General features: G+C 72.7%; 13 protein-coding genes. 4 read left to right on the top strand and 9 right to left on the bottom strand.

The genetic code is table 11. The features are described 5' to 3' along the window. Positions 1-75 precede the first annotated feature (75 nt). Positions 76-438: a chorismate mutase gene (locus ASC56_RS22155; RefSeq protein WP_055493232.1), complete on the top strand. Its 363-nt coding sequence runs from the start codon at positions 76-78 to the stop codon at positions 436-438. Positions 439-1,084: 646 nt separating this feature from the next. Here the strand turns inward: ASC56_RS22155 and ASC56_RS22150 are convergent. Further along, complete coding sequence (locus tag ASC56_RS22150; protein ID WP_055493385.1) at positions 1,085-2,203, bottom strand: hypothetical protein; 1,119 nt, start codon at positions 2,201-2,203, stop codon at positions 1,085-1,087. Positions 2,204-2,417: 214 nt separating this feature from the next. On the opposite strand from ASC56_RS22150, the gene ASC56_RS39860 reads away from it, so the two are divergent. Further along, a complete protein-coding gene (locus ASC56_RS39860; protein ID WP_055493384.1) occupies positions 2,418-3,422 on the top strand; it encodes an LPXTG cell wall anchor domain-containing protein in 1,005 nt (334 codons plus the stop codon). A 126-nt stretch (positions 3,423-3,548) separates the two neighbouring features. Here ASC56_RS39860 and ASC56_RS22140 read toward each other — a convergent pair whose 3' ends face one another. From ASC56_RS22140 to ASC56_RS22110, 7 genes are all read right to left on the bottom strand, one after another. Next, positions 3,549-5,363 carry a GMC family oxidoreductase N-terminal domain-containing protein gene (locus ASC56_RS22140; RefSeq protein ID WP_055493231.1) on the bottom strand — a complete coding sequence of 605 codons (1,815 nt, stop codon included), beginning with the start codon at positions 5,361-5,363 and terminating at the stop codon, positions 3,549-3,551. A gap of 59 nt (positions 5,364-5,422) precedes the next feature. Then, positions 5,423-7,063 carry a succinic semialdehyde dehydrogenase gene (locus ASC56_RS22135; RefSeq protein WP_055493230.1) on the bottom strand — a complete coding sequence of 547 codons (1,641 nt, stop codon included), beginning with the start codon at positions 7,061-7,063 and terminating at the stop codon, positions 5,423-5,425. A 155-nt stretch (positions 7,064-7,218) separates the two neighbouring features. Next, positions 7,219-8,874, bottom strand: coding sequence for a serine/threonine-protein kinase (locus ASC56_RS22130; RefSeq protein WP_079102636.1), 1,656 nt, complete (start codon positions 8,872-8,874; stop codon positions 7,219-7,221). A 77-nt stretch (positions 8,875-8,951) separates the two neighbouring features. After that, positions 8,952-10,592: a serine/threonine-protein kinase gene (locus ASC56_RS22125; protein ID WP_055493228.1), complete on the bottom strand. Its 1,641-nt coding sequence runs from the start codon at positions 10,590-10,592 to the stop codon at positions 8,952-8,954. Between the two features lie 129 nt (positions 10,593-10,721). Beyond that, positions 10,722-12,323: a serine/threonine-protein kinase gene (locus tag ASC56_RS22120; RefSeq protein ID WP_055493227.1), complete on the bottom strand. Its 1,602-nt coding sequence runs from the start codon at positions 12,321-12,323 to the stop codon at positions 10,722-10,724. A 183-nt stretch (positions 12,324-12,506) separates the two neighbouring features. Next, a complete protein-coding gene (locus ASC56_RS22115) occupies positions 12,507-15,167 on the bottom strand; it encodes a protein kinase (RefSeq protein WP_079102657.1) in 2,661 nt (886 codons plus the stop codon). A gap of 170 nt (positions 15,168-15,337) precedes the next feature. Then, positions 15,338-17,413, bottom strand: coding sequence for a serine/threonine-protein kinase (locus ASC56_RS22110; RefSeq protein WP_055493225.1), 2,076 nt, complete (start codon positions 17,411-17,413; stop codon positions 15,338-15,340). Between the two features lie 287 nt (positions 17,414-17,700). On the opposite strand from ASC56_RS22110, the gene ASC56_RS22105 reads away from it, so the two are divergent. After that, positions 17,701-18,753, top strand: a complete 1,053-nt coding sequence (locus tag ASC56_RS22105) for a serine hydrolase (protein ID WP_055493224.1) — start codon at positions 17,701-17,703, stop codon at positions 18,751-18,753. A gap of 124 nt (positions 18,754-18,877) precedes the next feature. Here the strand turns inward: ASC56_RS22105 and ASC56_RS22100 are convergent, their stop codons facing one another. Then, positions 18,878-20,584: a glycerol-3-phosphate dehydrogenase/oxidase gene (locus ASC56_RS22100; protein WP_079102635.1), complete on the bottom strand. Its 1,707-nt coding sequence runs from the start codon at positions 20,582-20,584 to the stop codon at positions 18,878-18,880. Positions 20,585-20,845: 261 nt separating this feature from the next. On the opposite strand from ASC56_RS22100, the gene ASC56_RS22095 reads away from it, so the two are divergent. Beyond that, positions 20,846-22,054: a nucleotide sugar dehydrogenase gene (locus ASC56_RS22095; protein ID WP_055493222.1), complete on the top strand. Its 1,209-nt coding sequence runs from the start codon at positions 20,846-20,848 to the stop codon at positions 22,052-22,054. Positions 22,055-22,135 lie beyond the last annotated feature (81 nt).

Genomic DNA, 22,135 nt, shown 5'->3' with positions numbered 1-22,135 from the left:
TCCGGGGCGCCTGACGTTTGCGGACCGTGCCGATCCGGGGCACCTCGTCGCGACACCGACCGAGGAGCCCCCGGCATGACCACCACGACCACCGAGCAGACCGCCACCGAGCGGACCGCCACCGAGCGGACGGCCACCGACACAGCCGCCAAGGACACAGCGGCCAAGGACAGGACCGGCGCCCGTACTCCCGAGGCCGCCGGCGTGGTCTCCGGCGCCCGCGAACGCATCGACGCGCTCGACGACCGCATCATCGGCCTCGTCCAGGAGCGCATGGCGGTCTCGGCCGTCATCCAGGAGGCCCGCATCGCCTCCGGCGGCCGCCGTGTGAACCTCTCCCGCGAGATGGAGGTCCTCGGCCACTACAGGGAGGCGCTCGGCAAGCCCGGCACCGCCCTCGCCATGACCCTGCTCGAACTGTGCCGGGGCCGCATCTGACGACCGGACACGGACCGGCGTACGACGTGCGTCCGGCGCACCCACGTTCGCATGCCTCTCACCCGTACGGCGCGTGACCGGTCCCGCGCGGGCTTCGTTGGTCCCGGTGTCCGTGCCAGCCAGGGGCGGGCCCGAAAGAACCACGCGTGGCTCCGCTGGGGCGATGGAGGCGTACGGAACATGCTGTGCGTCGTGGGACCTCGCTCCAGGGTTGTGACCGGACGGCAGGGGACAGCAGCCCGGTCACCCAGATAGCGGTCGGCTCCGGGGACGCCCGGGGCCGGCCGACGGAATCTGTTCCGGGGGGGGGCGAAACGGTTGCGGAGGCCGTGACCCGTCCACCACGATGCGAGGACAGTCCCGTCGACAGCAGCAGTACACGCGACCGGACGCACCAAGCCTCCGGCGGACAACCACATCGCTCCCGCACACCCGACTGCCATGGGTCGACCACGCGCTCCCCGAGCGCGCCGGAGGCACCATCGGCGGTCACCCAGGCAAGCGGCGCAACCCCCCGGCGCCGCTCCCCGGCACCGGCGCTGCCCTGACGTCGGTGCTGACGGAGAAGGGCCCCGCGGAACCTCCCGCCTCGGCAATGCCGAGCGGGACCCCCGCGGGGCCCTTCGCTTGCCCTTCGGGGCCTTCCTCAGGTGCGCGAGGCCGTCCCGCACAGCCCGCTGTCGCCCCGGCGGAGGTCCCCGCTGCGGTCGTACGGGTCGGTCGTCGGGCCCGACGGAGCGGCGCCCGTGGGGGTCGCCGAGGGGAACTGCGGATGCAGGAAGCCGTCGTGGACGCCACAGGCCGAGTTGCCCGCGGACTCCTCGTAGCGGACGAGCTGGAGCCTGCCCGGGGTGACCGTGTACTTCGCGGGGTCGGCCAGTTCGGTCTCGACGACGCGCCGCACGACCGTGCGGGTCACTTCGGTCGAGTCGCCCCGGGACACCGGGTAGACGAAGGTGTAGTCGGCGTGGACACGGACCGAGGCCTGTTCGCCGCGGGCGAAGGTGATACGGCCGCGCACCTTCACGACCTTTCCCACGAGCCGCACCTCGCGGGGGTCGAAGCGGCTGAAGAGCATCAGCGGGTCGTACTTCTCACCGGGGGTGCTCAGGGACCGGTTCAGGTCGGCGAGGACATCCGACTGCTTGGGGTCCAGCACCCCGAGCGCCGCCATGGGGCGCGCGCCGAGCAGGGTCTTCGGATTGAGGTTCGCGTCGACCAGCAGGGTCTTCGTCTGCTGCAGGGCGGTGGCGACCTGGGCCTTGGTCAGTGAACCGACCGTCTCGGCACCGGGCAGCACGATCCCGGACTCGCCGTCCGCCCAGTGCAGGGCCGGGGAGCCGGCGAAGGGGTGGTCGACCGTGGGGGTGCCCGGGGCCGCCGCCGACGGCGGCGCGGTGGGGGGTGCGGTCTCGGCGGGCGGTTCGGTGGCCGGGGCCGGGCCGGAGCCGGTGCCGAAGGGGTCGCCGGGTATCAGCGACGGCTTCATGGCCACGACGGCGACGGCGAGCGCGAGGAGCAGACCGAGCACCGTCCATGTGCGGCGGCGCAGGGGCCGGGCGCCCGCGGCCGGAGGGGCGCGCCAGCCGTCGGGCCGTATGCCCTGGGCGTCCTGTTGCCGCAGCCGCTGCGTCACCATCCGCGCCCGCGCGGACGGTTCCTTGGGCGCGGAGGCACGGATCTCACGCTCGGTGTCGCGGGCGAACCGCTCCCATACGTCGTCGGGAAGGGAGGGTTCCGGTTTCTCAGGGTGCTGGTCAGACACGAGGGTCAGTTCTACGGGGAGCGAACGGCGGTTCACAAGGCGCACACGGCTGTGACTCAAGACACATAAGGGTTCTGTGAATGTCTTACAACCGTTCACAGGTTCCACAGGTCACACCTACCGGATCAAGGGCCACTCCCGCGCCCCACACGCGGAGGCCTCCCCCTGAACATGTGCCGCATTGTCGCGGCACACCGGATGTCTCGAGGTCTTCATGAAGCTTCGCCGTGCCCTGGCCGTCGCGGCGGCGACGGCCGCCATAGCCCCGCTCGCGCTGGTGTCTGCCACGGCAGCGTTCGCGGCGGACCCCTCGCCCTCCGTCAGTGCGAGCGAGTCCGCGGGCTCCCCGTCGCCGACCGGCACCGCCCCCGGGGCCGGCGCCTCGACGACGCCGGCCGATGGTGGGTCCTCGGCGTCGGCCTCCTCGGCACCGGCCTCCTCGGCGCCCGCGGGCAAGCCGTCCGGCTCGGCGAGCGCTTCGGCCACGCCGACCGCCACTGCGAGGCCCACCGCCGCGCCGACGCCGTGCACCGCGAACGAGGTCGACCCGGGCTCCCAGCTCACCATCTCCGTCTCCGGTCTGCCCGGCAAGATCGTGGCGGGCAGCGGCTGGCACAGCTTCACCCTGACCGCGGCCAACCACAGTGACCAGTCCCTCGGCCAGGTGCAGTGGCTCGCCCTCGTCGACAACGACTCGATGAGCGACAACGAGAAGGACTGGCTGGGCACCTACGCCGTGCTCGAGTACCTCAACCCGAAGACGAAGGCGTGGGAGTCCCTCGCGGACGAGGTGGGCAACGGCGTCTACTTCGGCGAGACGCCGCTGGGCCCCAAGGAGACGGTCGACATCAAGCTGCGGGTCGACATCACCGCGAAGGCCCCCGCAGGCGACGGCTACACCGTGGGCCTGGGCGGATACGTGGACCAGGAGAAGAACTGCGTGCACAGCGCGTTCGACTACTACACGTTCACCGTCCTCAGGCCCGGCAGCACCAACGACCACCCGGGCAACGCCAAGCCCGGCAAGGGTGAGAAGCCGGCCGGCGGCAAGAAGCCGCAGGGCGGCGCCGCCGAGATCCCGGCCACCGGCAGCCTCGCCTCCACCGGTTCCTCCTCCGCCCTCCCGGTCATCGCCCTCGTCGGCGGTGTCGCCGTCGTCGCGGGCGGCGGTGTCGTGTTCGCGTTGCGGCGCCGGAAGTCGGGGGGCCAGGCCGCGTAAGGCCTCCCCCGCACACAGACTGCGTCAGGCGCCCCGCGCGCCTCGCAACAGGAAGAAGGACCTGAGCTCGGAGGGGGGCACAGGTCCTTCTTCTGTGTGTACGACGTGCGTACGACCGTCACGCGCTCACGTGCGCTGCTTCTTCGGCGGCACCGCCGGCATCCCCAGGAACGGCAGCCGCAGCGCCCCGAACGCCCCCGTGGGTACCGCCGGGTGCCTGGGCTCCACCGGCTTGAGGCGTTCGTACGCCGCCCCCTGCGCCGGACGCGGGTCCGCCTCCCCCTTGTTCGGCCAGTACGACATCGCCCGCTCGGCCTGGGCGGTGATCGTCAGCGAAGGGTTGACGCCCAGGTTCGCCGACACCGCCGCGCCGTCGACCACCGAGATGCCGGGGTGTCCGTACAGCCGGTGATAGGGGTCGATCACTCCCGTCCGGCGAGAGGCGCCGATCGGGCAGCCGCCGAGGAAGTGCGCGGTCAGCGGAGTACCCATCAGTTCGCCGACGTTGCTGCCCGCGAAGCCGTTGATCTCGGCGGCGATCGCGGACGCCGCCTCCGACGCCACCCTGATCTGCTTGGGGTTCGGGGCGCCGTGACCCTGTCGTGCCGTCAGCAGGCCCTTCCCGGCGCCGGTCGGCTTCAGATACGTGGTCAGCGAGTTGTCCAGCGACTGCATGACCAGGCCGATGATGGTCCGCTCCGACCAGCGGCGGTTGGAGAGCGAACGGACCAGGAGCCAGGGGTGCTTCGCCGCGTTCGCCAGCCAGGCCAGGACCCGGGAGGAGCCCTCGGCGTACGGGACCTGAAGGATGGACAGACCGCCCATCGCGTTAGACCCCTTGCCGTAGCGGACCGGCTCGATGTGCGTGTTCTCGTCCGGGTGGATCGACGAGGTGATCGCCACGCCCCGCGTGAAGTCGGCCCGCGCCGTGCCATGCGCCCTGCGATAGCGGCGGTTGTCCGTCTGGGCGCCCACCAGGGCCTCGGAGTTGGTGCGGGTCAGTTCGCCCAGCCGGTCGGAGAGGTACGGAAGGAGGCCGTTCGCCTTCATGCGGTGCAGCAGTGTCTGCGTGCCGTAGGTGCCCGCCGCGAGGACGACCCGCCGCGCCGTGAAGATCCGCCCCTCGCCCTTGCGCTTCTCGTCCGTCGGCAGGGTCGCGACGGCGTACCCGCCCCGTGAGTCGTCCGTGACCGACACGACCGTCGTCATGGGGTGGACGACCGCGCCCGCCTTCTCCGCGAGATGCAGGTAGTTCTCGTTGAGGGTGTTCTTCGCCCCGTGACGGCAGCCCGTCATGCACTCGCCGCACTCGGTGCACGCCCGGCGGGCCGGCCCGGCGCCACCGAAGTACGGGTCAGGTACCTCCTCGCCGGGCCTGGCCCTGACCGCTCCGTCGGCGTCGTCACCGTCCCCGAAGTACACGCCGACCGGCGCCATGTGGAAGGTGTCGCCCACGCCCATCCGCTCGGCGGCCGCCTTGAGGTGGACGTCCGAGGGAGTCAGCGTCGGGTTGAGCCGCACGCCCAGCATGCGCCGCGCCTGGTCGTAGTACGGCCCCAACTCCTCCTGCCAGTCGGTGATCTCCCTCCACTGCGGGTCGTCGAAGAAGGCCTTCGGCGGTACGTAGAGGGTGTTGGCGTAGTTGAGGGAGCCACCGCCGACCCCGGCGCCCGCGAGCACCATCACATTGCCCAGCAGATGGATGCGCTGGATGCCGTACATGCCGAGCCTGGGGGCCCAAAGATAGTTCTTCAGGTCCCAGGAGTTCTTCGGCAGCGACTCGCGCGTGAAGCGGCGGCCCGCCTCGAGGACGCCCACGCGGTAGCCCTTCTCGGTCAGCCGCAGGGCGGTGACGGAGCCGCCGAAGCCTGAGCCGACGACGATGACGTCGTAGTCGTAGCCGCCATCGTCCTGATCGGGGGCAGAGTTCTCCTGTGACACGTGCCTCTCCTCGTTGAGAGTTGGTGCTGTCTAGGGCGCTTCTGACGGGTCACACGCGCCTAGCGCAGGCGGAACGCCTTCATCGCCCTGAGGCTGCGGCTCATGAAGGCCGCGTACTTCTCGTCGTCCATGCCCAGCGACGGTGCCATCGGCAGCAGCCGCTGGTGGGCGACGGTCTGTGCCTCGGTGTACTTGAGGATGCCCTCGGAGCCGTGGCGGCGGCCGAGGCCGGAGTCCTTCATGCCGCCCATCGGGGACTGGACGCTGCCGTACGCGGGTGCGTAGCCCTCGTTGACGTTGACCGTGCCGGTGCGCAGGCGGGCGGCCACCTCGCGGCCGCGCCGGCCGTCCTTCGTCCAGACCGAGGAGTTCAGGCCGTACGGCGTGGCGTTGGCGCGCTCGATCGCCTCGTCCTCCGTCGCGAAGCGGTAGATCGACACGACCGGGCCGAAGGTCTCCTCCGCGCACACCGACATCGGCGCCTCGACGCCGTCGAGGATGGTGGGCTCGTAGAAGTACGGACCGATGTCCGGACGGGCCACCCCGCCCGCCAGGACCTTCGCGCCCTTGGCCACGGCCTCCTCGACGTGCCGGTTCACGGTCTCCAACTGCCGCTCGCCGACCAGGGATCCCATGTCCGCGCCGTACGCGAGGGACGTACCGAGCCGCATCGCCCGGGTACGGGCGGCGAACCGCTCCACGAAGGCGTCCGCGATCGACTCGTGGACGTACAACCGCTCGATGGAGATGCAGAGCTGCCCCGCCGACGAGAAGCAGGCGCGCACGGCACCGGCCGCAGCCTTCTCGATGTCGGCGTCCTCAAGGACCAGCATGGCGTTCTTGCCGCCCAGTTCCAGCGAGACGCCGACGAGCCGGGCGGCCGCGCCCTGCGCGACCTCGCGGCCGGTGCGGGTGGAGCCGGTGAAGGAGACGTAGTCGGCGTGCTTGACGACCTCGGGGCCGACGACCGGTCCGTCGCCGATGACGACCTGGAAGACCTCGGCGGGCAGCCCGGCCTCGATCAGCAGGTCGCGCGCCCACAGCGCGGTCAGACACGTCTCCGTGTCCGGCTTCATCACGACGGCGTTGCCCGCGACGAAGGCCGGCAGCGCATCGCCGACCGACAGCTCCAGCGGGTAGTTCCAGGGGGCGATCTGACCGATGACACCGCGCGGGTGGCGCAGTTCGGTGACGCGCGTGAGCGTCGGGATGGCACCCGTGTGCCGCTTGGGCCGCAGATACGAGGGCGCCTTGCGGCCGTAGTGCCGGGCGGCCACGGCGACGGCCTGCACCTCCTCGTGGGCGTGGAGGCGCGCCTTGCCGGTCTCCAGCTGGATCAGGTCGAGGACCTCGGCCTGACGGGCGAGCACCAGGTCGTGGAAGCGGAGCAGAACGGCGGCACGCTGCCGTACGGGGGTCGCGGCCCAGGCGGGCTGCGCCGTGCGGGCTCGCGCGAACGCCTCCGCCACGTCCTGCGGGGTGGACTCCGGCAGGTCCGCCAGCTTCTCACCGGTGAACGGCGTGTGGTTGGCGGTGCGGCCGGAGCCGACCACGCCCTTGGTGAGCTGGGCCACCAGCTCCGGCGTGACCACGTCGACGGCCGTGCGGGCGCCGACGGGGGCGGGTGCGAGGGGGTTGGTGCCGGCCGTACCCGTACCGGTCCTGTCGGTGGCCTTCTCGGGGGCCTGCGAGTCCGTCATGAGGCGCAGGGTATGCGGGGACGGAGCGTTTGGGTACCCGTCGGTAACGCGCTTTCACGGGGTGTCCACACCGCGCCAGTGACCGCTGGCAGCGAATGCGCTGATCAGGCCGTCCGCTTCTCCCTCAGCCGGTGGTGGACCGTCTCCTCCCTGGTCTAGAGCCTGTCGATCTCCAGGTTCGCGATCGCCGTCCTCGCCACCTCGCGGCCGCGTTCCGTGAAGTCGCCCTTGCCCGGGTAGCTGACCGTGAGCTTGTACATGTTGCCCCGGGAGTCCTTGTAGTAGAAGATCCTCAGCTCCCGAGGACGCGGGTCCTGGCTGTCGTCGGTCGTGTAGACGACCGTGTTCTCCGCGGCCTTCTGACCGCGGTACGTGGTCAGCTCGGGGTCCGTCCTCGGGCCCTTGGGCATGTGGAGTTCGTAGGCGCCGTTGTCCTTGAACGCGCCGTTGTCGGCGTACATCTCGGCCGCCGACGAGTCCTTGATCTGGTGGGCGGAGTCATCGGACTTCTTCGCCAGGTGCAGTCCGATCCAGATGCTGCCGCTCCAGTCGGTGTACGTCACCCAGTTCTTGTCGGTGGCGTCCTGCTTGGGCACGCTCACCTGGTAGTCCGCGGGTGCCGCGACCGTCGCGCCCAGCGCCTTCTCCTGGTGCCGCTTCCAGCCCTCCGGCAGCGGGCCCGCGAACGGGTCCGCGAGGACCAGGTAGGCCGCCACCGCGAGCGCGACGACCGCCGCGCCGATCCCGGTCAGTGCCGTGCGACCGAGGCGGATGCCCCTGCCGGCCGGGACGGCCGGTCGCGCCGCCTGCGTCGGCTGCGGCGGTCTCACCGCCTCCTCCAGCAGCCGGCGGACCTCGGCCGCGACCGGCCGACGCGAGGGGTCCTTGTCCAGCAGGCCGTTGATGGCGTCGGCGAGCGGGCCGCGGGCCGCGGCGGGGGGTGCCGGCGTGGAGTTGAGGACCGACTGGAGCGTGGCGGGGGTGTTGGTGCGGCGGAACGGCGAGACGCCCTCCGTGACCGTGTACAGCACCACGCCGAGCGACCACAGGTCCGACGCCGGGCCGGGGCGGTGGCCCAGCACGCGTTCCGGCGCGATGTACTCGGGCGAGCCGACGAAGCCGCCCGTGTCCGTCAGACTGCTCTCGCCCTCGATCTGCGCGATGCCGAAGTCGGTGAGGACGACACGGTCATGACGGCCGAGCAGGACGTTGTCGGGTTTCACATCGCGGTGCAGGACGCCCGCCGAGTGCGCGGCCTCCAGCGCGCCGAGCACCTCCAGGCCGATCCTGGCCGCCTCGCGCACGCCGAGCGTGCCCTCCTGGAGAACCTCGCCCAGCGAGCGGCCCTGCACCAGCTCCATCACGATCCACGGCCTGCCGTCCACCACGGCGACGTCGTGCACGTTCACGACCGCGGGGTGGTCGAGGCGGGCGGCGGCCCGTGCCTCGCGGCGCATCCGCTCGTAGGCGTTGGCCTGTTCGCGCTCGGGAAGGTGATCGGGGACCCGGGGCTCCTTGACCGCGACCTCGCGGTCCACCGTCTCGTCCTTGGCCCGCCACACCGTGCCCATGCCGCCGTGGCCGAGCTTCGCGAGCAGCCGGTAGCGCCCGGCGACGAGCCGCCCGACACCCGGGTCCGGCGGCGCCTCGGGCACGATCTGGGTGGGGGCCGCGTGCGGCTGGGGGTCGGGGTGCGCCGGCTGCGGCCGGGCGTACGGGTTTCCCGGGTACGGCACGCCCGGACGCGGCGGTTGCAGTCCGAAACTCGTTGGCTCGTCGGACCACTGAGGCCCTCCCCCGTGGTTGCTCATGCGTTCATGCTTATCGCGTCGGGCGCTTCTCAGCCACCTCCGCCGCCGACCGGTCACAGACCCGTGACGTACCGACGTCACCCCCGTACGAACGTGCCGACCGCCACGTCGAAGTACGGCTTCGCCTCCCGCATCCTGCCGACCGGCGCCGACACCCACACGTCGTACATGCGGTCGCCCTCCTGCCAGCACAGGTCGTAGGTGTGCCGTGGGCCCTCCGCGGCGGTGAAGCCGTCCCAGCTGAACTCCCAGAGCGCGGCCGGGTTTCCGCCGTGGGAGGTCTCGGTGACCCGGCCGTCCCGGTAACCCGGGTTGTTGGACGGCCCCTCGGCGTCCGAGCGGCGCATCACCGCCAGCGGGCCGCCCGCCTCCGGATCCGACATCCTGACGCCGATGCGGAAGGTCTCCCCCGGCGACAGGTAGAAGATCCGCTCGCCCCCTGGACTGCGGGTGAACCCGTCCGGCACGGCGAGCGAGAACCCGTCCGGGTCATGCGTCAGCCGATACCCCGACGGCACCTTGCGTGCCACGGCCGACGCCGAGGAGGGCGAACGGGTCACCGTCACCGTGGGCGCGGGCGAGGAGCCGGAGGCCGACGGCGGTGACGGGCTCACGGACGTGTGCGGCGGCCCCGGACTCGTCGGCGTGCCGCCGCCGTTGCCGCCGTCGCGCATCAGCAGTGCCGCCGCCGAGACTCCCGCGCCCGCCATGGCCGCGACGAGGGCGGCCGTGACGAGCGCCCCCCGCGCGGAGTGTCGCGCGGGCCTCGACGGGACGGCGACCGGCGGGGTCGCCGTCTCGGGCGCCTCCCACGGAGGCGACGGCAGCGCACGCCGGGGCACATCCCGCTGCGTCGGCGTGTACGCCACCGGCACCTGCGGTGTACGCCCCGTCTCCAGGAACTCCCGCAGCAGCCGTTCCGCCTCCGCCGCGTCCAGGCGCCGCTCCGGATCGCGCTCCAGCAGCCCCCGGACGACGGGCAGGATCGGCTGCGCCTGCGCGGGCGGACGGATGTCGTCGACGACCACCGCGTGCAGGATCCCGCCCAGCGAGTCACGGCGGAAGGGGGACTCCCCGCTCAGCGCGGCACACAGCAGAGCGCCCAGCGACCACAGGTCGGACTCGGGTCCGGTCCGCTCGCCGGACATCCGCTCCGGCGCGGTGTACTCGGGGGAGCCGACGAAGGCGCCGCTCTCGGTGAGCGTGGTGGCGCCGGCGACCTGAGCGATGCCGAAGTCCGTGAGCACGACGCGGTCGGTGCCCGCCTCCATCAGGACGTTGGCGGGCTTGAGATCGCGGTGCAGCACGCCCGCGCCGTGCGCCCGGCGCAGCGCGCCCAGCAGGTCGATGCCGATCCGGGCGGCCTCACGGGCGTCGACGGGTCCGCGCCCGGCGATGCGCTCGGCGAGCGAACCGCCGTCGATCAGCTCCATGACGATGTACGGGCGTTCCTCGTCCTCGACGACGTCGTGGACGACGACGATGTGCGGGTGGGCCAACTGTGCCACCGCGCGGGCCTCGCGCAGCGTGCGCTCACGCTGGAGCCGGGCCTCCTCGGCGGAGAGGGACGGGTCGAGGACGAGCTCCTTGACCGCTACCTGACGGCCGAGCAGCTGGTCGGCCGCCCGCCAGACGACGCCCATGCCGCCCCGGCCGATCCGCTCCTCCAGCCGGTAACGGCCCGCGATGACACGGACGTTCTCCCCCTCGGTCCCCATGTGCCCCATCATGCCGCACCGGACCGGAACCCCCCGAAACTCCGTCCCGAGGGTGGCCGACAAGTGACGTACGTGGGCGTACGGGGGCGTACGAACGAGGGGCGAAGGCGTACGGAGGGGGCGGATCCGTCATCCCGACGGGGGACGCCACCCCCGCAGTACCACGTCGAACTGTTCGTGCACGGTCTTCCAGTCCGCCGCGGGGCCCGACATGTAGATGGCGTACTCGACACCGTCGCGGGCGAAGTACGTCTCCTCGACGGCGTGGCGCGGCCCGGGGAACGGCGTGTCCTTGGCCAGCGCGGTCCACGTGTACTCCCACAGGGAGCCGGGACGGTCACGGTAGATGTTCTTCCGCAGGATCACCCGCTGGTAGCCGACCAGCCGCCGCAGCTGCTGTTCCAGGTCCTGCTGGTGCGCGTGCGCGTCGTCGAAGTCCGGTGAACTGTCGACGGCGATACGGATGAAGTGCTTCCCGTCGTCGGGTGTGTAGTCGGTCTGGGAGGCGTCGAAGACCTTCCGCTTCCACTCCTTGCCGGGCAGGGCGAGGCTGAAGCCCGCGGGATCCTTCTTGCGCACCCAGCCGTCCGGGACGTTGCTCGCGTCCGGCGTGCCGGTGGTGGGTGCCGACGGGGGCGGCGTGGCGGCGGACGCGGTGCCGCTGCCACCGCCTCCTGCCTTGTGCAGGGCCATCACGCCCACGGCGCCGAGGACAGCGGCCACCGCGAGGACGAGCGCCACCGCCCGGCCACGGCGGCGCTTGCGGGGCGCGGGCGGCGGGGCGGCCTGGTGCAGGGTGCCGCCGGCCGTCTCCGGCTCGTGCTGCTGCCGGGGCCGCGGCACATGTGCGGTCGTGTCCCCGGGGCCCGACAGGTCCACGTGCTGCGTGGGCACGTACTCCTGCGCCGCCTTCGGGCGGCGCCCCTCCGCGGCCTCGGCCAGCATCTGCTCCAGCTCCGGCGCGCCGGGCCGCTGCGCGGGATCCTTGCGCAGCAGTGCCGCGATCACCGGCTCCAGGGGGCCCGCGAACTGCGGTGAACCGGGCTCCTCGTCGACGACGGCCTGCATGGTGGTCAGTGGCGAGGTCCGCCGGAACGGCGACTTGCCCTCCACCGCCGTGTACAGCGTGGCGCCGAGCGCCCACAGGTCGGAGGCGGGGCCCGGGTCGTGGCCCCGGACGCGCTCGGGTGCCAGGTAGTCGACGGATCCGACGATCTCCCCGGTACGGGTGATCGTCGTGTCGCCCTCGACCTGCGCGATCCCGAAGTCGGTGATCAGCACGCGGCCGTCGGCGGCGAGCAGCACGTTGCCGGGCTTCACGTCGCGGTGCAGAACGCCCGCCGAGTGCGCGGCGCGCAGGGCGCGCAGCACCCACAGCCCGATGCGCGCGGCCTCGGCGGCCTCGACGCGACCGCGCTCCTTGACCGCGTCGGCGAGCGAACCGCCCTCGACCAACTCCATGACGATCCACGGCCGGTTGTCGTGTTCCAGGACGTCGTGGACCGTGACCACGGCCGAGTGGTTGATGCGCGCGGCGGCCCGCGCCTCGGCGTGGGTCCGGGCGAGGAGCACGGCACGGTCACTGTCCGTCACGTACAGTGCGGCCGTCAGTTCCTTGATGGCGACCGCCCGGTGCAGCACCTCGTCGTGGGCGCGCCACACCCGGCCCATGCCGCCGCTGCCGATGGAGTCGACGAGCCGGTAGCGGCCCGCGAGGAGCAGGCCCTGCATCTGATTCACGTTTCCCCGCAATGTTCTTGACGAGGTCAGATTAAAGAGCGGCCCCCGCACTGGGAACCGGCGGGGTCGCACGGAGACCGCACTGTGACGGTTCTCCCTTCCACGTACGGGCCGGAACCACCGCACACTCAACGCAATCGGACCTCGCCGTGCCCGGCCCTCGGGGCCGGGGGCTCAGCCGGACGTCCGGTACGTCTGCTCCGCCTGCTCGAACAGCCGGGTCACCTCGTCGCGTTCGGCGTCCGGGCCGCGGACCTGCACCACGTGGTACCGGCCGCCGACGAGGAGGGCGAGGTTGCGTACGAACAGGTTCCGTCCGCTGCCGTCGGTCCAGGTGAACTGGCCCTCGGCCATGGTCCGCCCGCCGACGTCGATGCGCCGCATCCCGCTGGAGGTGGCCCAGCTGGAGTCGCGGAACGGCCGCAGTTCGGGCTCCGACTCCCGCTGGTAGGCCAGCGGATCGCCGCCGTACCTGCTCGCGCTGTCGCGTCCGGGCACGACGACGAGCTCGAAGTCTCCCTGGGAGTAGACGACCTGGCCCTGTCCGTTCTTCGGCGTGCGGCCCCAGCCGTTGGCCACGGCGACGCGGAAGCCCTCGGGGTCGGTGCGCAGGGTGAAGCCCTGCGCGACCTGGGACTCGCTGGTCTGCGTCTGCGGGGAACCGGGGGAGGGCGTGGAGGCGTTGGAACCGCTCTGGCCGGACTGGTGAGCGCCGCCCGTGGCGGACTGCCGTGGCGCGGGGCTCGCTTCCCCGGCGGCGCCGGTGTGCTCCGTCGTCGAGCCGCTCCCGCTGCCGCTGCTCGACTGGACCTTCGGCATGAACGCCATGGCGTACGCGATCGCCGCGGCCAGCGCGAGCAGGATCAGCAGGAGCAGGGTGCGGCCGAGCCTGCGGGGCTTGTGCGGACGCCCGTCCTTGGCGCGCCTGTGCCGGGCGTGGGTGGTCGCGGGCAGCCCGGCGCGGCGCCTGCGGACCAGCTCGCCGCGACGCCGTACGATCGGCAGCCGACGGGGGTCGACGGGCGGCGCCGCGATGACGTGCGCCCCGGCCTCCGGTTCGGGCGCGGCCCGGACGAGGGAGCGCAGCCAGCCGCGCAGCTCCTCGAAGTCGAGCCGCTCGGTCGGGTCCTGACGCAGCAGCGACTCCACGACCGGGCGCAGCGGCCCGCACTCCTCGGCGAAGGCGGGTGGTTCGGCGCAGACGAGCTGGACCAGCTCCGCGGTGTTCTCCTCGGGATACGGCGGGTGCCCCTGCACGGCCCGGAACAGCAGCGCGCCCAGCGCCCACAGGTCGGTCGCGGGGCCGATCGGCGGGGCCAGCTGCCAGTTCTCGTGCACGGGCCCGGCCTGCTCGGGTGCCCACCGCTCCGTCACGGGCCCGACGACGGCCATGCGCGCCTGCCGCGCCCGCTCGGCGGCGAGGGCGGTGGCGGGGCCACGGTGGTTCCAGGGGGCGCCGACGCCGTCGCCTGTCGCGTGCGTGGCGCGGGCCGCGCTCTCGTACGGACCGCCGCTCGCCCCGGTGCCGGGCGTGCCGTCGTCGTACGGAGCGGTGCCGTACGGAGCGGTGCCGTTGCCGGGGGCCCCGGGTGTGCCGCCGGGCAGTGCGGTGCGGCCCTGGCCGTCGGCGACCGGCGCCGCGGGACGCGGTACCGCGCCGTGCCAGGAGGTCGTACGGCTGTCCCCGTACGGGTCGGCGATCTGTCCCGGCGGCGGGGTGCCGGGGCGGTGCTCCTTCCCCTGCCCCGACGCGTACGACGGTGACACGGCGCCGGTGTCGGACGGGCGGGGCGCGGGCAACGCCGTCCGGGGGCCGCGCTGTTCCTCCTGGACCCGCGCCGCGGCCCGCGCCCCGGCGCGATACGCCGCGATCGCCCCGGCACGGGCCGCCCGCACGTCCTCGGCCGACTCGAGCGCGCGCGGCGCCACGGCGGGCACACCGCCGCCGTGCGCACCTCCGCTGCCGGGCGTGCCCCCGCCGCCGGCCGCGCCGTTCGCCCGCGCCTCGATCGCGGCGCGCCGTGCGGCCTCGGGATCCATACCCCGCGCGGCCCCGCTCACGGCCCCGAACGCCCCGGCACCGGGTCCCCCGGGGGCCTTGCCCGCGGGAGCGCCCAAGCCGCTGCCGCCCGCACCGGCGGGTCCGGGCCGCCCGGGTCGAGCCCCCGACGCGTCCCCGCCCGCCTCCGGCCGACCGGCGCTCGTCTCGAACTCCTGTACAGGCACGGGGTCGTATCCGCACAGCGCCTCTTCCGCCGCCCCGGCCGCCAGACCGGTCAGCACCACACGGCCGTCGTCACAGACGAGCACCGTGCGTGCGGTGATGTTGCGGTGCACCCAGCCGTGGGCGTGCAGCACGCGCAGGGCCATGAGGACGTCGGAGGCGACCTCGGCCGCCCGGTAGGGCGTCAGCGGCTTCTGCGCGAGCAGCGCCGCCAATGGCCTCGCGTCCACCAGTTCGCTCACGATCCACAGCGAGCCGCCCTCGGCGAACACGTCGAAGACCTGGTCGAGGCGGGGATGGTCGGGTATCTGCGCGGCCGCCTGAGCGGCCTCGATCGCGCGCCGCACGACGGGGTCGGTGGGGCGGCGGGTGGCCGCCGTCCGCGCGGAGGCGCCGCGGGTGCGGCCGTCCCGTGCCACGAACCCCTCGGGCAGCCCGTCCGCGTCGAGCACCTCCGCCTCGACGACCTCGGGCAACGGCACCTGCCGTACGAGGACTTCCTGCCCGCTGTACGTGTCGAAGGCCCGGGTCTCGGCGAGTTCGTACTCGTCGGAGGGCGGCAGCGGCAGGCGGTAGCGGTCGGCGAGTACCCGCCCCGCATAGTCCTCCACGATGCCTCCCCCGGTCGCCCGGTCGGTCAATTCCGTTCGCCTCGCGCCCCGTTCCCGCTGCGCACGGTTCGCAATCCCTCACGATACGTGCCGAAGGCAACCTGCAACCCGGGGATGTCATATCTCCCCGCGACAAGGCGGCACGGAACGTCAGTTCGGCGCGGAGTACGTCACGACTTCGGCTGGAAGGTCTGGGTCAGCGTCCTCCAGGTGCCGTTGCGCAGTTCGCCGTCCCAGTCCGCCGCCTTCGCCGTGTACATCAGCCCATACCCCTGATGCGAGTTGACGACGAATCCGCGGTCGATCGCCCGGTAGGTCGTGCCGCCGTCGGCGTAGGTGAACTCCCAGTCGGCCGTGTTCCAGCCGCGGTAGTCCACCTTCTCGATGCGGATCCGCTTGTACTGGGGGCGCACCATGCCGCGCTCCTGGTTGTTCCAGTCCGCCACCGGGTCGTTCTTGGGCGTGGACGTCCAGGCGACGAGCAGCCGCTGCCCGCCGGGCCCGGTGAAGCGGTCTCCCGCGGCGTCCGACGACTGGTACTTCCAGCCCGCCGGCAGCCCGATCGAGTACCCCTGACCGCCCTTGTACGTCGTCGCCGCGCCGCCCGACGCCCCGGAGGAGGCACCGGCACTCGCGCCGGCGGCGGGCGAACTCTTCGCCGTGCCCTGCCCGCCCGACCCGTTCGTCGCGGAGGCGCTCGCGCTGCCGCTGTCCGTGCGCGTCCCGCCGCTGCCCCTGCTCCCGCTCCCGGCGGTCGCGCCGCTGGACGCGGCCGCCTTGGCGCCGCCCTTGCCGTTGCCCTGCGAACCCTTGTCGTCGCCGCCGAGGGTGAACGCGAGCACGGCACCGACCACGGCGAGCACCACCACGACGGCGATGACCACCAGCGTCCGCTTGGGCACCACGTCGGTGAGCGGCGCCCGGGGGGGCGGCACCGGCCGCGGCGGCCGGTCCGGATCGGGCACGACGGGCCACCCCGAACTCCGCTTCGTCGGACCGGAGTTCGATCCGACGACAGCGGTGGTGTCCCGCGTGCCCGCCGACGCGCCTCCCGGGCTGTCCGAGCCGGACCCACCCGACGACCCGGGCGTGACGGAGGCACCGGACGCGCCGTCCCCGGGCGCGTCCACGCTCCCGGACGCCGTGCCTTCGGACTTGTCCGCGGTGCCGGAGCCGGACGACTTGGTCCGCGCGGCCGTCGCGGCCGCCGTGGCCGCACCCGCCGACGCCGCGGCCTTGCGCACGGACCGCAGCGCCCCGCGCAGCCGCTCGGCGGCCTCCTCGCCCCGCTTGCCCCCGGCGCCCGACGTCCCCGTGCCCGAAGGCTCCTTCGGCGGCGTCGGCGGCAGCGCCACGACCCGCGTCGCATCCGCCGGCACCTCCTCCTTGGGGTCGGGTGCGTGGATGACCTCGTGGAGCAGCGCCCGCGCGCCCGCGTCGTCCAGCCGCTGCTGCGGGTCCTTGGCGAGCAGCCCGTAGATGACCGGCTTCAACGGGCCCGCGTTCTTGGGCTCCTCGACCGGCTCGGTCATCACCGCGGTCAGGGTCGCGATCGCCGAGCCCTTGTCGTAGGGCGGCACGCCCTCGACCGCCGCGTACAGCAGACCGCCGAGCGACCAGAGGTCCGCCGCCGGGCCGGGCTTGTGCCCGCGCGCCCGCTCCGGCGAGATGTAGGAGGGAGCGCCGACGAGCATGCCGGTGGACGTGATCGACGGGTCGCCTTCGACCTGGGCGATGCCGAAGTCGGTGAGGACGACCCGGCCGTCCTCGGACATCAGCACGTTCGACGGCTTCACGTCACGGTGCAGGATGCCCTCGCGGTGCGCGGCCCGCAGCACGTCGAGGATGGCGAGCCCGACCTCGGCGGCCCGCCTCGGCTCCAGCAGGCCGTCCTCGCGGATGACCTCGGCGAGCGACTTGCCCTCGATCAGCTCCATCACGATCCAGGGCCGGTCGTCCTCGTGCACCACGTCGAAGACCGTCACCGCGCCGTTGTTGCGGATCCGGGCGATCGCCTTGGCCTCCCGCAGCGTGCGCGTGATCAGCCGGCGCTTCTCGTCCTCGTCGATGCTCGACGGGAACCGCAGCTCCTTGACGGCGACCGTACGGCCCAGCGTCTCGTCCTTCGCCCGCCACACCGTGCCCATGCCGCCGCGGCCGAGTACGTCTCCCAGCCGGTACCGCCCGGCGAGGAGACGTTCGCTCTTGTCCTGACGGGATGTCCCCGCCCGCTCCGCCTCCGACATGCGTCCCCTCATGCAACCCGCCCTGACAGAGCCTTCATTGTCTCTCACGCACGGACCGCCCAGCGCCCAGGGTGCCTCCTGATTCGGCGATCAGCCCGCATCCGGGGGACTTTTCGGCAGAGCGGACCCGTCATGGAGGACCGGGCGTGCCCCACCGTGACCGGTGTGCCCTGCCTTGGCCGCCCTGCCCTGCCGCCGGTGCCGGTGCCGGTGCCGGTGCGAGTGGCCCCCGCCCGGCCCCGCCCTGGACTCCTCCGCCATGATGGGCGCGACAAGGAAGGATTCCGATGCCGCTGCGCCGGACACGCCGGACCCTGCTGGCCGTGGCCGTGTCCCTGGCTCTGCTCGGACTCGCTCCCGGCGGCTCCGAGGCCCCCCTGGCCCCGGCGACGGACGCGGTGCTGCCACTGCTCGTGACCCGGGGCAGGGCTCCCGCCGCCGCGCTGCTGGCCCGTGAGGTGACGGACCGGCACTTCGCGAACGCCGGCCATGGCATCGCTATCGCCGACCACTTCCGCGCCGGCAGTCTCACCAAGACCTTCATCGCGACGGTCGTGCTGCAACTGGCCGCCGAGCACCGGCTGTCCCTGTCGGACTCGGTGGAGGACCATCTGCCGGGGCTGGTGCGCGGCGCGGGCAACGACGGCCGCGCGCTGACCCTGCGCGCCCTGCTCACCCACACCAGCGGTCTGGCGGACTTCACCGGGGTGTCCGGGGGCACGGTCCCCCTGACCCCGCTTCAGGCCGTGCGCATCGCGCTCACCCACCCTCCGACCGCTCGTGGCCGCTTCTCGTACTCCAACACGAACTACGTCGTACTCGGCATGATCGTCCAGCAGGTCACCGGTCACTCGTACGCCGTCGAGGCCCAGCGCCGCATCATCACTCCCCTCCGTCTGACAGGCACGTCCTTCCCGGGTGCCCGCACCACGCTTCCCCGGCCGCACGGCCGCGCCTACGCCGCCGACGGCTCCGACGTCACCGAGCTCGACCCGCGCGTGGCCGGCGCGGCGGGTGAGCTGGTGACCACGCTCGCCGATCTGGACCGCTTCTACGCGGCCCTGCTGGGTGGCGAGCTGCTGCCCCCGCGCCGGCTGCGCGAGATGCTCGACACCCGGGCCGCACATGGCGCGTACGGCATGGGGCTGTATCCGGTGAGGCTTCCGTGCGGCACCACGGTGTGGGGGCACGACGGCCGGATATCGGGCAGCTACGTGCGCACCGCAGCCACTCTCGACGGCCGTCGCGTCCTCACCTTCCGCGTGAACACGGACGCGTTCGCAGACTCCGGGCTGGAGCGGGACCTGCTCACCGCCGAGTTCTGCCCCCGCACCTCGTAGAACGAGCCGCTTGCGAACGGAGATCCCGACCGGCGGCACTCGTTCGGGTGATGTGGTCCAGGGTTCGCGAGCGCGGCGGCCCGGCCCCCCGAGCGGCGGTGCAACCCGTCCGGCCCGGGCGTGCCTACAGCGGCACGATGTCCGGCGCCCCCAACCGCGCCGCATCCGCCGTCAGATCGTCGGGCTGACGCTGCGACTCCCGCTCCGCCTCCACCCGCTTCTCGTAGTGCGCGATCTCGCGCTCGATATGGTCCTTGTCCCATCCCAGTACCGGCGCCATCAGCTCGGCCGCCTCCCGGGCGCTGCGCGTGCCGCGGTCGAACGTCTCGATGGAGATGCGCGTACGCCGGGTGAGCACATCGTCCAGGTGCCGCGCACCCTCGTGCGAGGCGGCGTACACCACCTCGGCCCGCAGATAGTCGTCGGCCGCCTGGAGCGGGCGGCCCAGCGAGGGGTCGGCCGCGATCAGGTCGAGCACCTCGTCCACCATCGACCCGTAGCGGTTCAGCAGGTGTTCCACCCGCACCACGTGCAGCCCGGTGCGCGCCGCCATGCGCGCCCGCGCGTTCCACAGCGCCAGATAGCCCTCGGCGCCCAGGACGGGGATGTCCTCGGTGACGCTGTCGGCGACACGCCGGTCGAGGGCGTGCACCGCCTCGTCGACGGCGTCCTTGGCCATCACCCGGTACGTCGTGTACTTGCCGCCCGCCACGACCACGAGTCCCGGTACCGGATGGGCCACGATGTGCTCCCGCGACAGCTTGCTGGTGGCGTCCGACTCCCCGGCGAGCAGAGGTCTGAGACCCGCGTACACCCCTTCGACGTCATCGCGGGTGAGCGGCACCGCCAGGACCGAGTTGACATGGTCCAGCAGATAGTCGATGTCGGCGCTGGAGGCCGCGGGGTGCGCCTTGTCGAGGCTCCAGTCGGTGTCCGTCGTCCCTATGATCCAGTGCCGGCCCCACGGGATGACGAAGAGGACGGACTTCTCGGTGCGCAGGATCAGGCCCGTCGTGGAGTGGATCCGGTCCTTCGGCACGACCAGGTGGATGCCCTTGGACGCCCGTACATGGAACTGGCCCCGCTCCCCCACCATCGCCTGGGTGTCGTCGGTCCACACCCCCGTCGCGTTGACGACCTGCTGGGCGTGGATCTCGTACTCCCCGCCCGTCTCCACGTCCTGCACCGTGGCGCCGACGACGCGCTCACCCTCGCGCAGGAAGCCCGTGACGCGGGCGCGGTTGGCGACCTTCGCGCCGTACCACGCGGCCGTGCGCACCAGGGCCGCCACATAGCGGGCGTCGTCCACCTGTGCGTCGTAGTACTGCAGGGCGCCCACCAGTGCGTTCTTCTTCAAGCAGGGGGCGACCCGGAGAGCTTGACGGCGAGTCAGGTGACGGTGCATCGGCAGGCCCCGGCCGTGGCCGCGCGCCATCGACATGGCGTCGTAGAGCGCGACGCCCGAGCCCGCGTACAACCGCTCCCAGCCCTTGTGCTGCAGCGGATACAGGAACGGGACCGGCTTCACGAGATGGGGCGCGAGGCGCTCCAGCAGCAACCCACGCTCCTTCAGCGCCTCGCGCACAAGCGCGAAGTCGAGCATCTCCAGATACCGCAGGCCGCCGTGTATCAGCTTGCTCGACCTGCTGGATGTGCCCGACGCCCAGTCACGTGCCTCGACCAGGCCGGTGGACAGACCGCGTGTGGCGGCGTCCAGCGCCGTGCCCGCGCCGACCACTCCGCCACCCACGACCAGCACGTCCAGCTCGCGCTCGGCCATTCCCGCCAGGGACTCGGCGCGCTGCGCCGGCCCCAGTGTCGCTGTCCTCACCGCTGCCTCCCGGCTCTGTCGCGCTGGCCGCACCCGTCAGGCGAAGCCCGGCTCACCTACCCCCATGCCCAAAGTCTGACCGGGATGCCCGGGTTCGGCCACCACGCGCCCGCGGCCTGTGGACAACACTCACGGAAAGCGGACGAGTCAATACCGCAAATCGGTCATATTTACTCCTAGTCTGACATTGCGCTCGCTCATTCTGTCCACAGCGCTTGCGCACCTCTCCCGCGTCGGCTACAGGGAAGGACGGCCCACCCCATGCCCGCAGACCTCGCCGTCATCGGACTCGGTCATCTCGGCCTGCCCCTGGCCCAGGCCGCCGTCGCCGCCGGTATCCCCACGCTCGGGTACCGGACGGGACCGGAGGCCGGGTCCCTCACCGCAGCCGAACTGCGCCGCATGCTCTCCCGGGGTTTCCGCCCGACCAGCAACCCGGCCGAACTCGGCCGCGTCCGCACCGCCGTCATCTGTGCCCCCGCCCCGCGCGGAGCCGGCGGCGCGCTCGACCTCACCCAGGTGGAAGCGGCCGCCCGCGCCCTCGCCGAGCGGCTGCGCCCGCACACCACCGTGATCCTGGAATCGCCCGTGCCTCCCGGCACCACGGAGGACTTCCTGCGGCCTCGCCTGGAAGAGGGCTCCGGTCTGCGCGCCGGACGCGACTTCCATCTCGCCTACTCACCGAGCCGCGTCGACCCGGGCAACCGCGACTTCGGGGCGGCCAACATCCCCAAGGTCATCGGCGGCCTCACCCCCGCCTGCACCGAGTCGGCCGCCGCCTTCTACGGGCGCCTCACCGACAAGGTGGTACGCGCGCGTGGACCGCGCGAGGCGGAGACCGTGCAGGTCCTGGAGACGAACTACCGCCAGGTCAACATCGCCCTGGTCAACGAAATGGCGGTGCTCTGCCACGACTTGGGCGTCGACCTGTGGGACGTCGTGCGCTGTGCGGAGACCAAGCCGTTCGGCTTCCAGGCCTTCCGCCCAGGACCCGGGGTCGGTGGCCACGCCGTCCCCCAGGACCTCGCGGGGCTGACCGGGCGCACGCTGCGGATGGTGGAACTGGCACAGCAGGTCAACAGCCACATGCCGCAGTACGTCGTCCAGCGCGCCGCCACCCTCCTGAACGAGCACGGAAAGTCCGCTCGCGGCGCCCGGGTCCTGCTGCTCGGCGTGACGTACAAGCCGGACCTCGCCGATCAGCAGGGCTCCCCCGCGCACGAGATCGCACTGCGCCTGATGGAGCTGGGCGCGTCCATCAGCTACCACGACCCGCACGTCCCGGCATGGAGCGTCCTCGACCGCCCGATCCCGCGCGCGGACTCCCTCTACGAGGCGGCGGCGTGCGCGGACCTGACGATCCTGCTCCAGCAGCACCGCACGTACGACCTCCAGGGCCTGTCGGTGAAGGCACAGCTGCTGCTGGACACGCGGGGGGCGACGCCCACGGGAGCGGCGCACAGGTTGTGAGCTTCCAAGGACCAGGTCCGGACCCCGCCGTCGGGGCCCGGACCGAACCCCTCAGAGGCAGAACGCGCCCCCACCCGGGCG

It is taken from the genome of Streptomyces sp. TP-A0356, assembly GCF_001417775.1.
Taxonomy (GTDB): Bacteria; Actinomycetota; Actinomycetes; order Streptomycetales; family Streptomycetaceae; genus Streptomyces.
The sequence above is the reverse complement of the archived record's forward strand: the minus strand, read 5'-3'. Positions and strand labels throughout refer to the sequence as shown.

What these genes read in the sequence shown, in the direction of transcription:
- ASC56_RS22155 (WP_055493232.1), top strand. Translation starts at nt 76, where the DNA reads ATGACCACCACGACCACCGAGCAGACCGCCACCGAGCGGACCGCCACC.
- ASC56_RS39860 (WP_055493384.1), top strand. Translation starts at nt 2,418, where the DNA reads ATGAAGCTTCGCCGTGCCCTGGCCGTCGCGGCGGCGACGGCCGCCATA.
- ASC56_RS22135 (WP_055493230.1), bottom strand. Translation starts at nt 7,063, where the DNA reads ATGACGGACTCGCAGGCCCCCGAGAAGGCCACCGACAGGACCGGTACG.
- ASC56_RS22130 (WP_079102636.1), bottom strand. Translation starts at nt 8,874, where the DNA reads ATGAGCAACCACGGGGGAGGGCCTCAGTGGTCCGACGAGCCAACGAGT.
- ASC56_RS22125 (WP_055493228.1), bottom strand. Translation starts at nt 10,592, where the DNA reads ATGGGGACCGAGGGGGAGAACGTCCGTGTCATCGCGGGCCGTTACCGG.
- ASC56_RS22120 (WP_055493227.1), bottom strand. Translation starts at nt 12,323, where the DNA reads ATGCAGGGCCTGCTCCTCGCGGGCCGCTACCGGCTCGTCGACTCCATC.
- ASC56_RS22110 (WP_055493225.1), bottom strand. Translation starts at nt 17,413, where the DNA reads ATGTCGGAGGCGGAGCGGGCGGGGACATCCCGTCAGGACAAGAGCGAA.
- ASC56_RS22105 (WP_055493224.1), top strand. Translation starts at nt 17,701, where the DNA reads ATGCCGCTGCGCCGGACACGCCGGACCCTGCTGGCCGTGGCCGTGTCC.
- ASC56_RS22095 (WP_055493222.1), top strand. Translation starts at nt 20,846, where the DNA reads ATGCCCGCAGACCTCGCCGTCATCGGACTCGGTCATCTCGGCCTGCCC.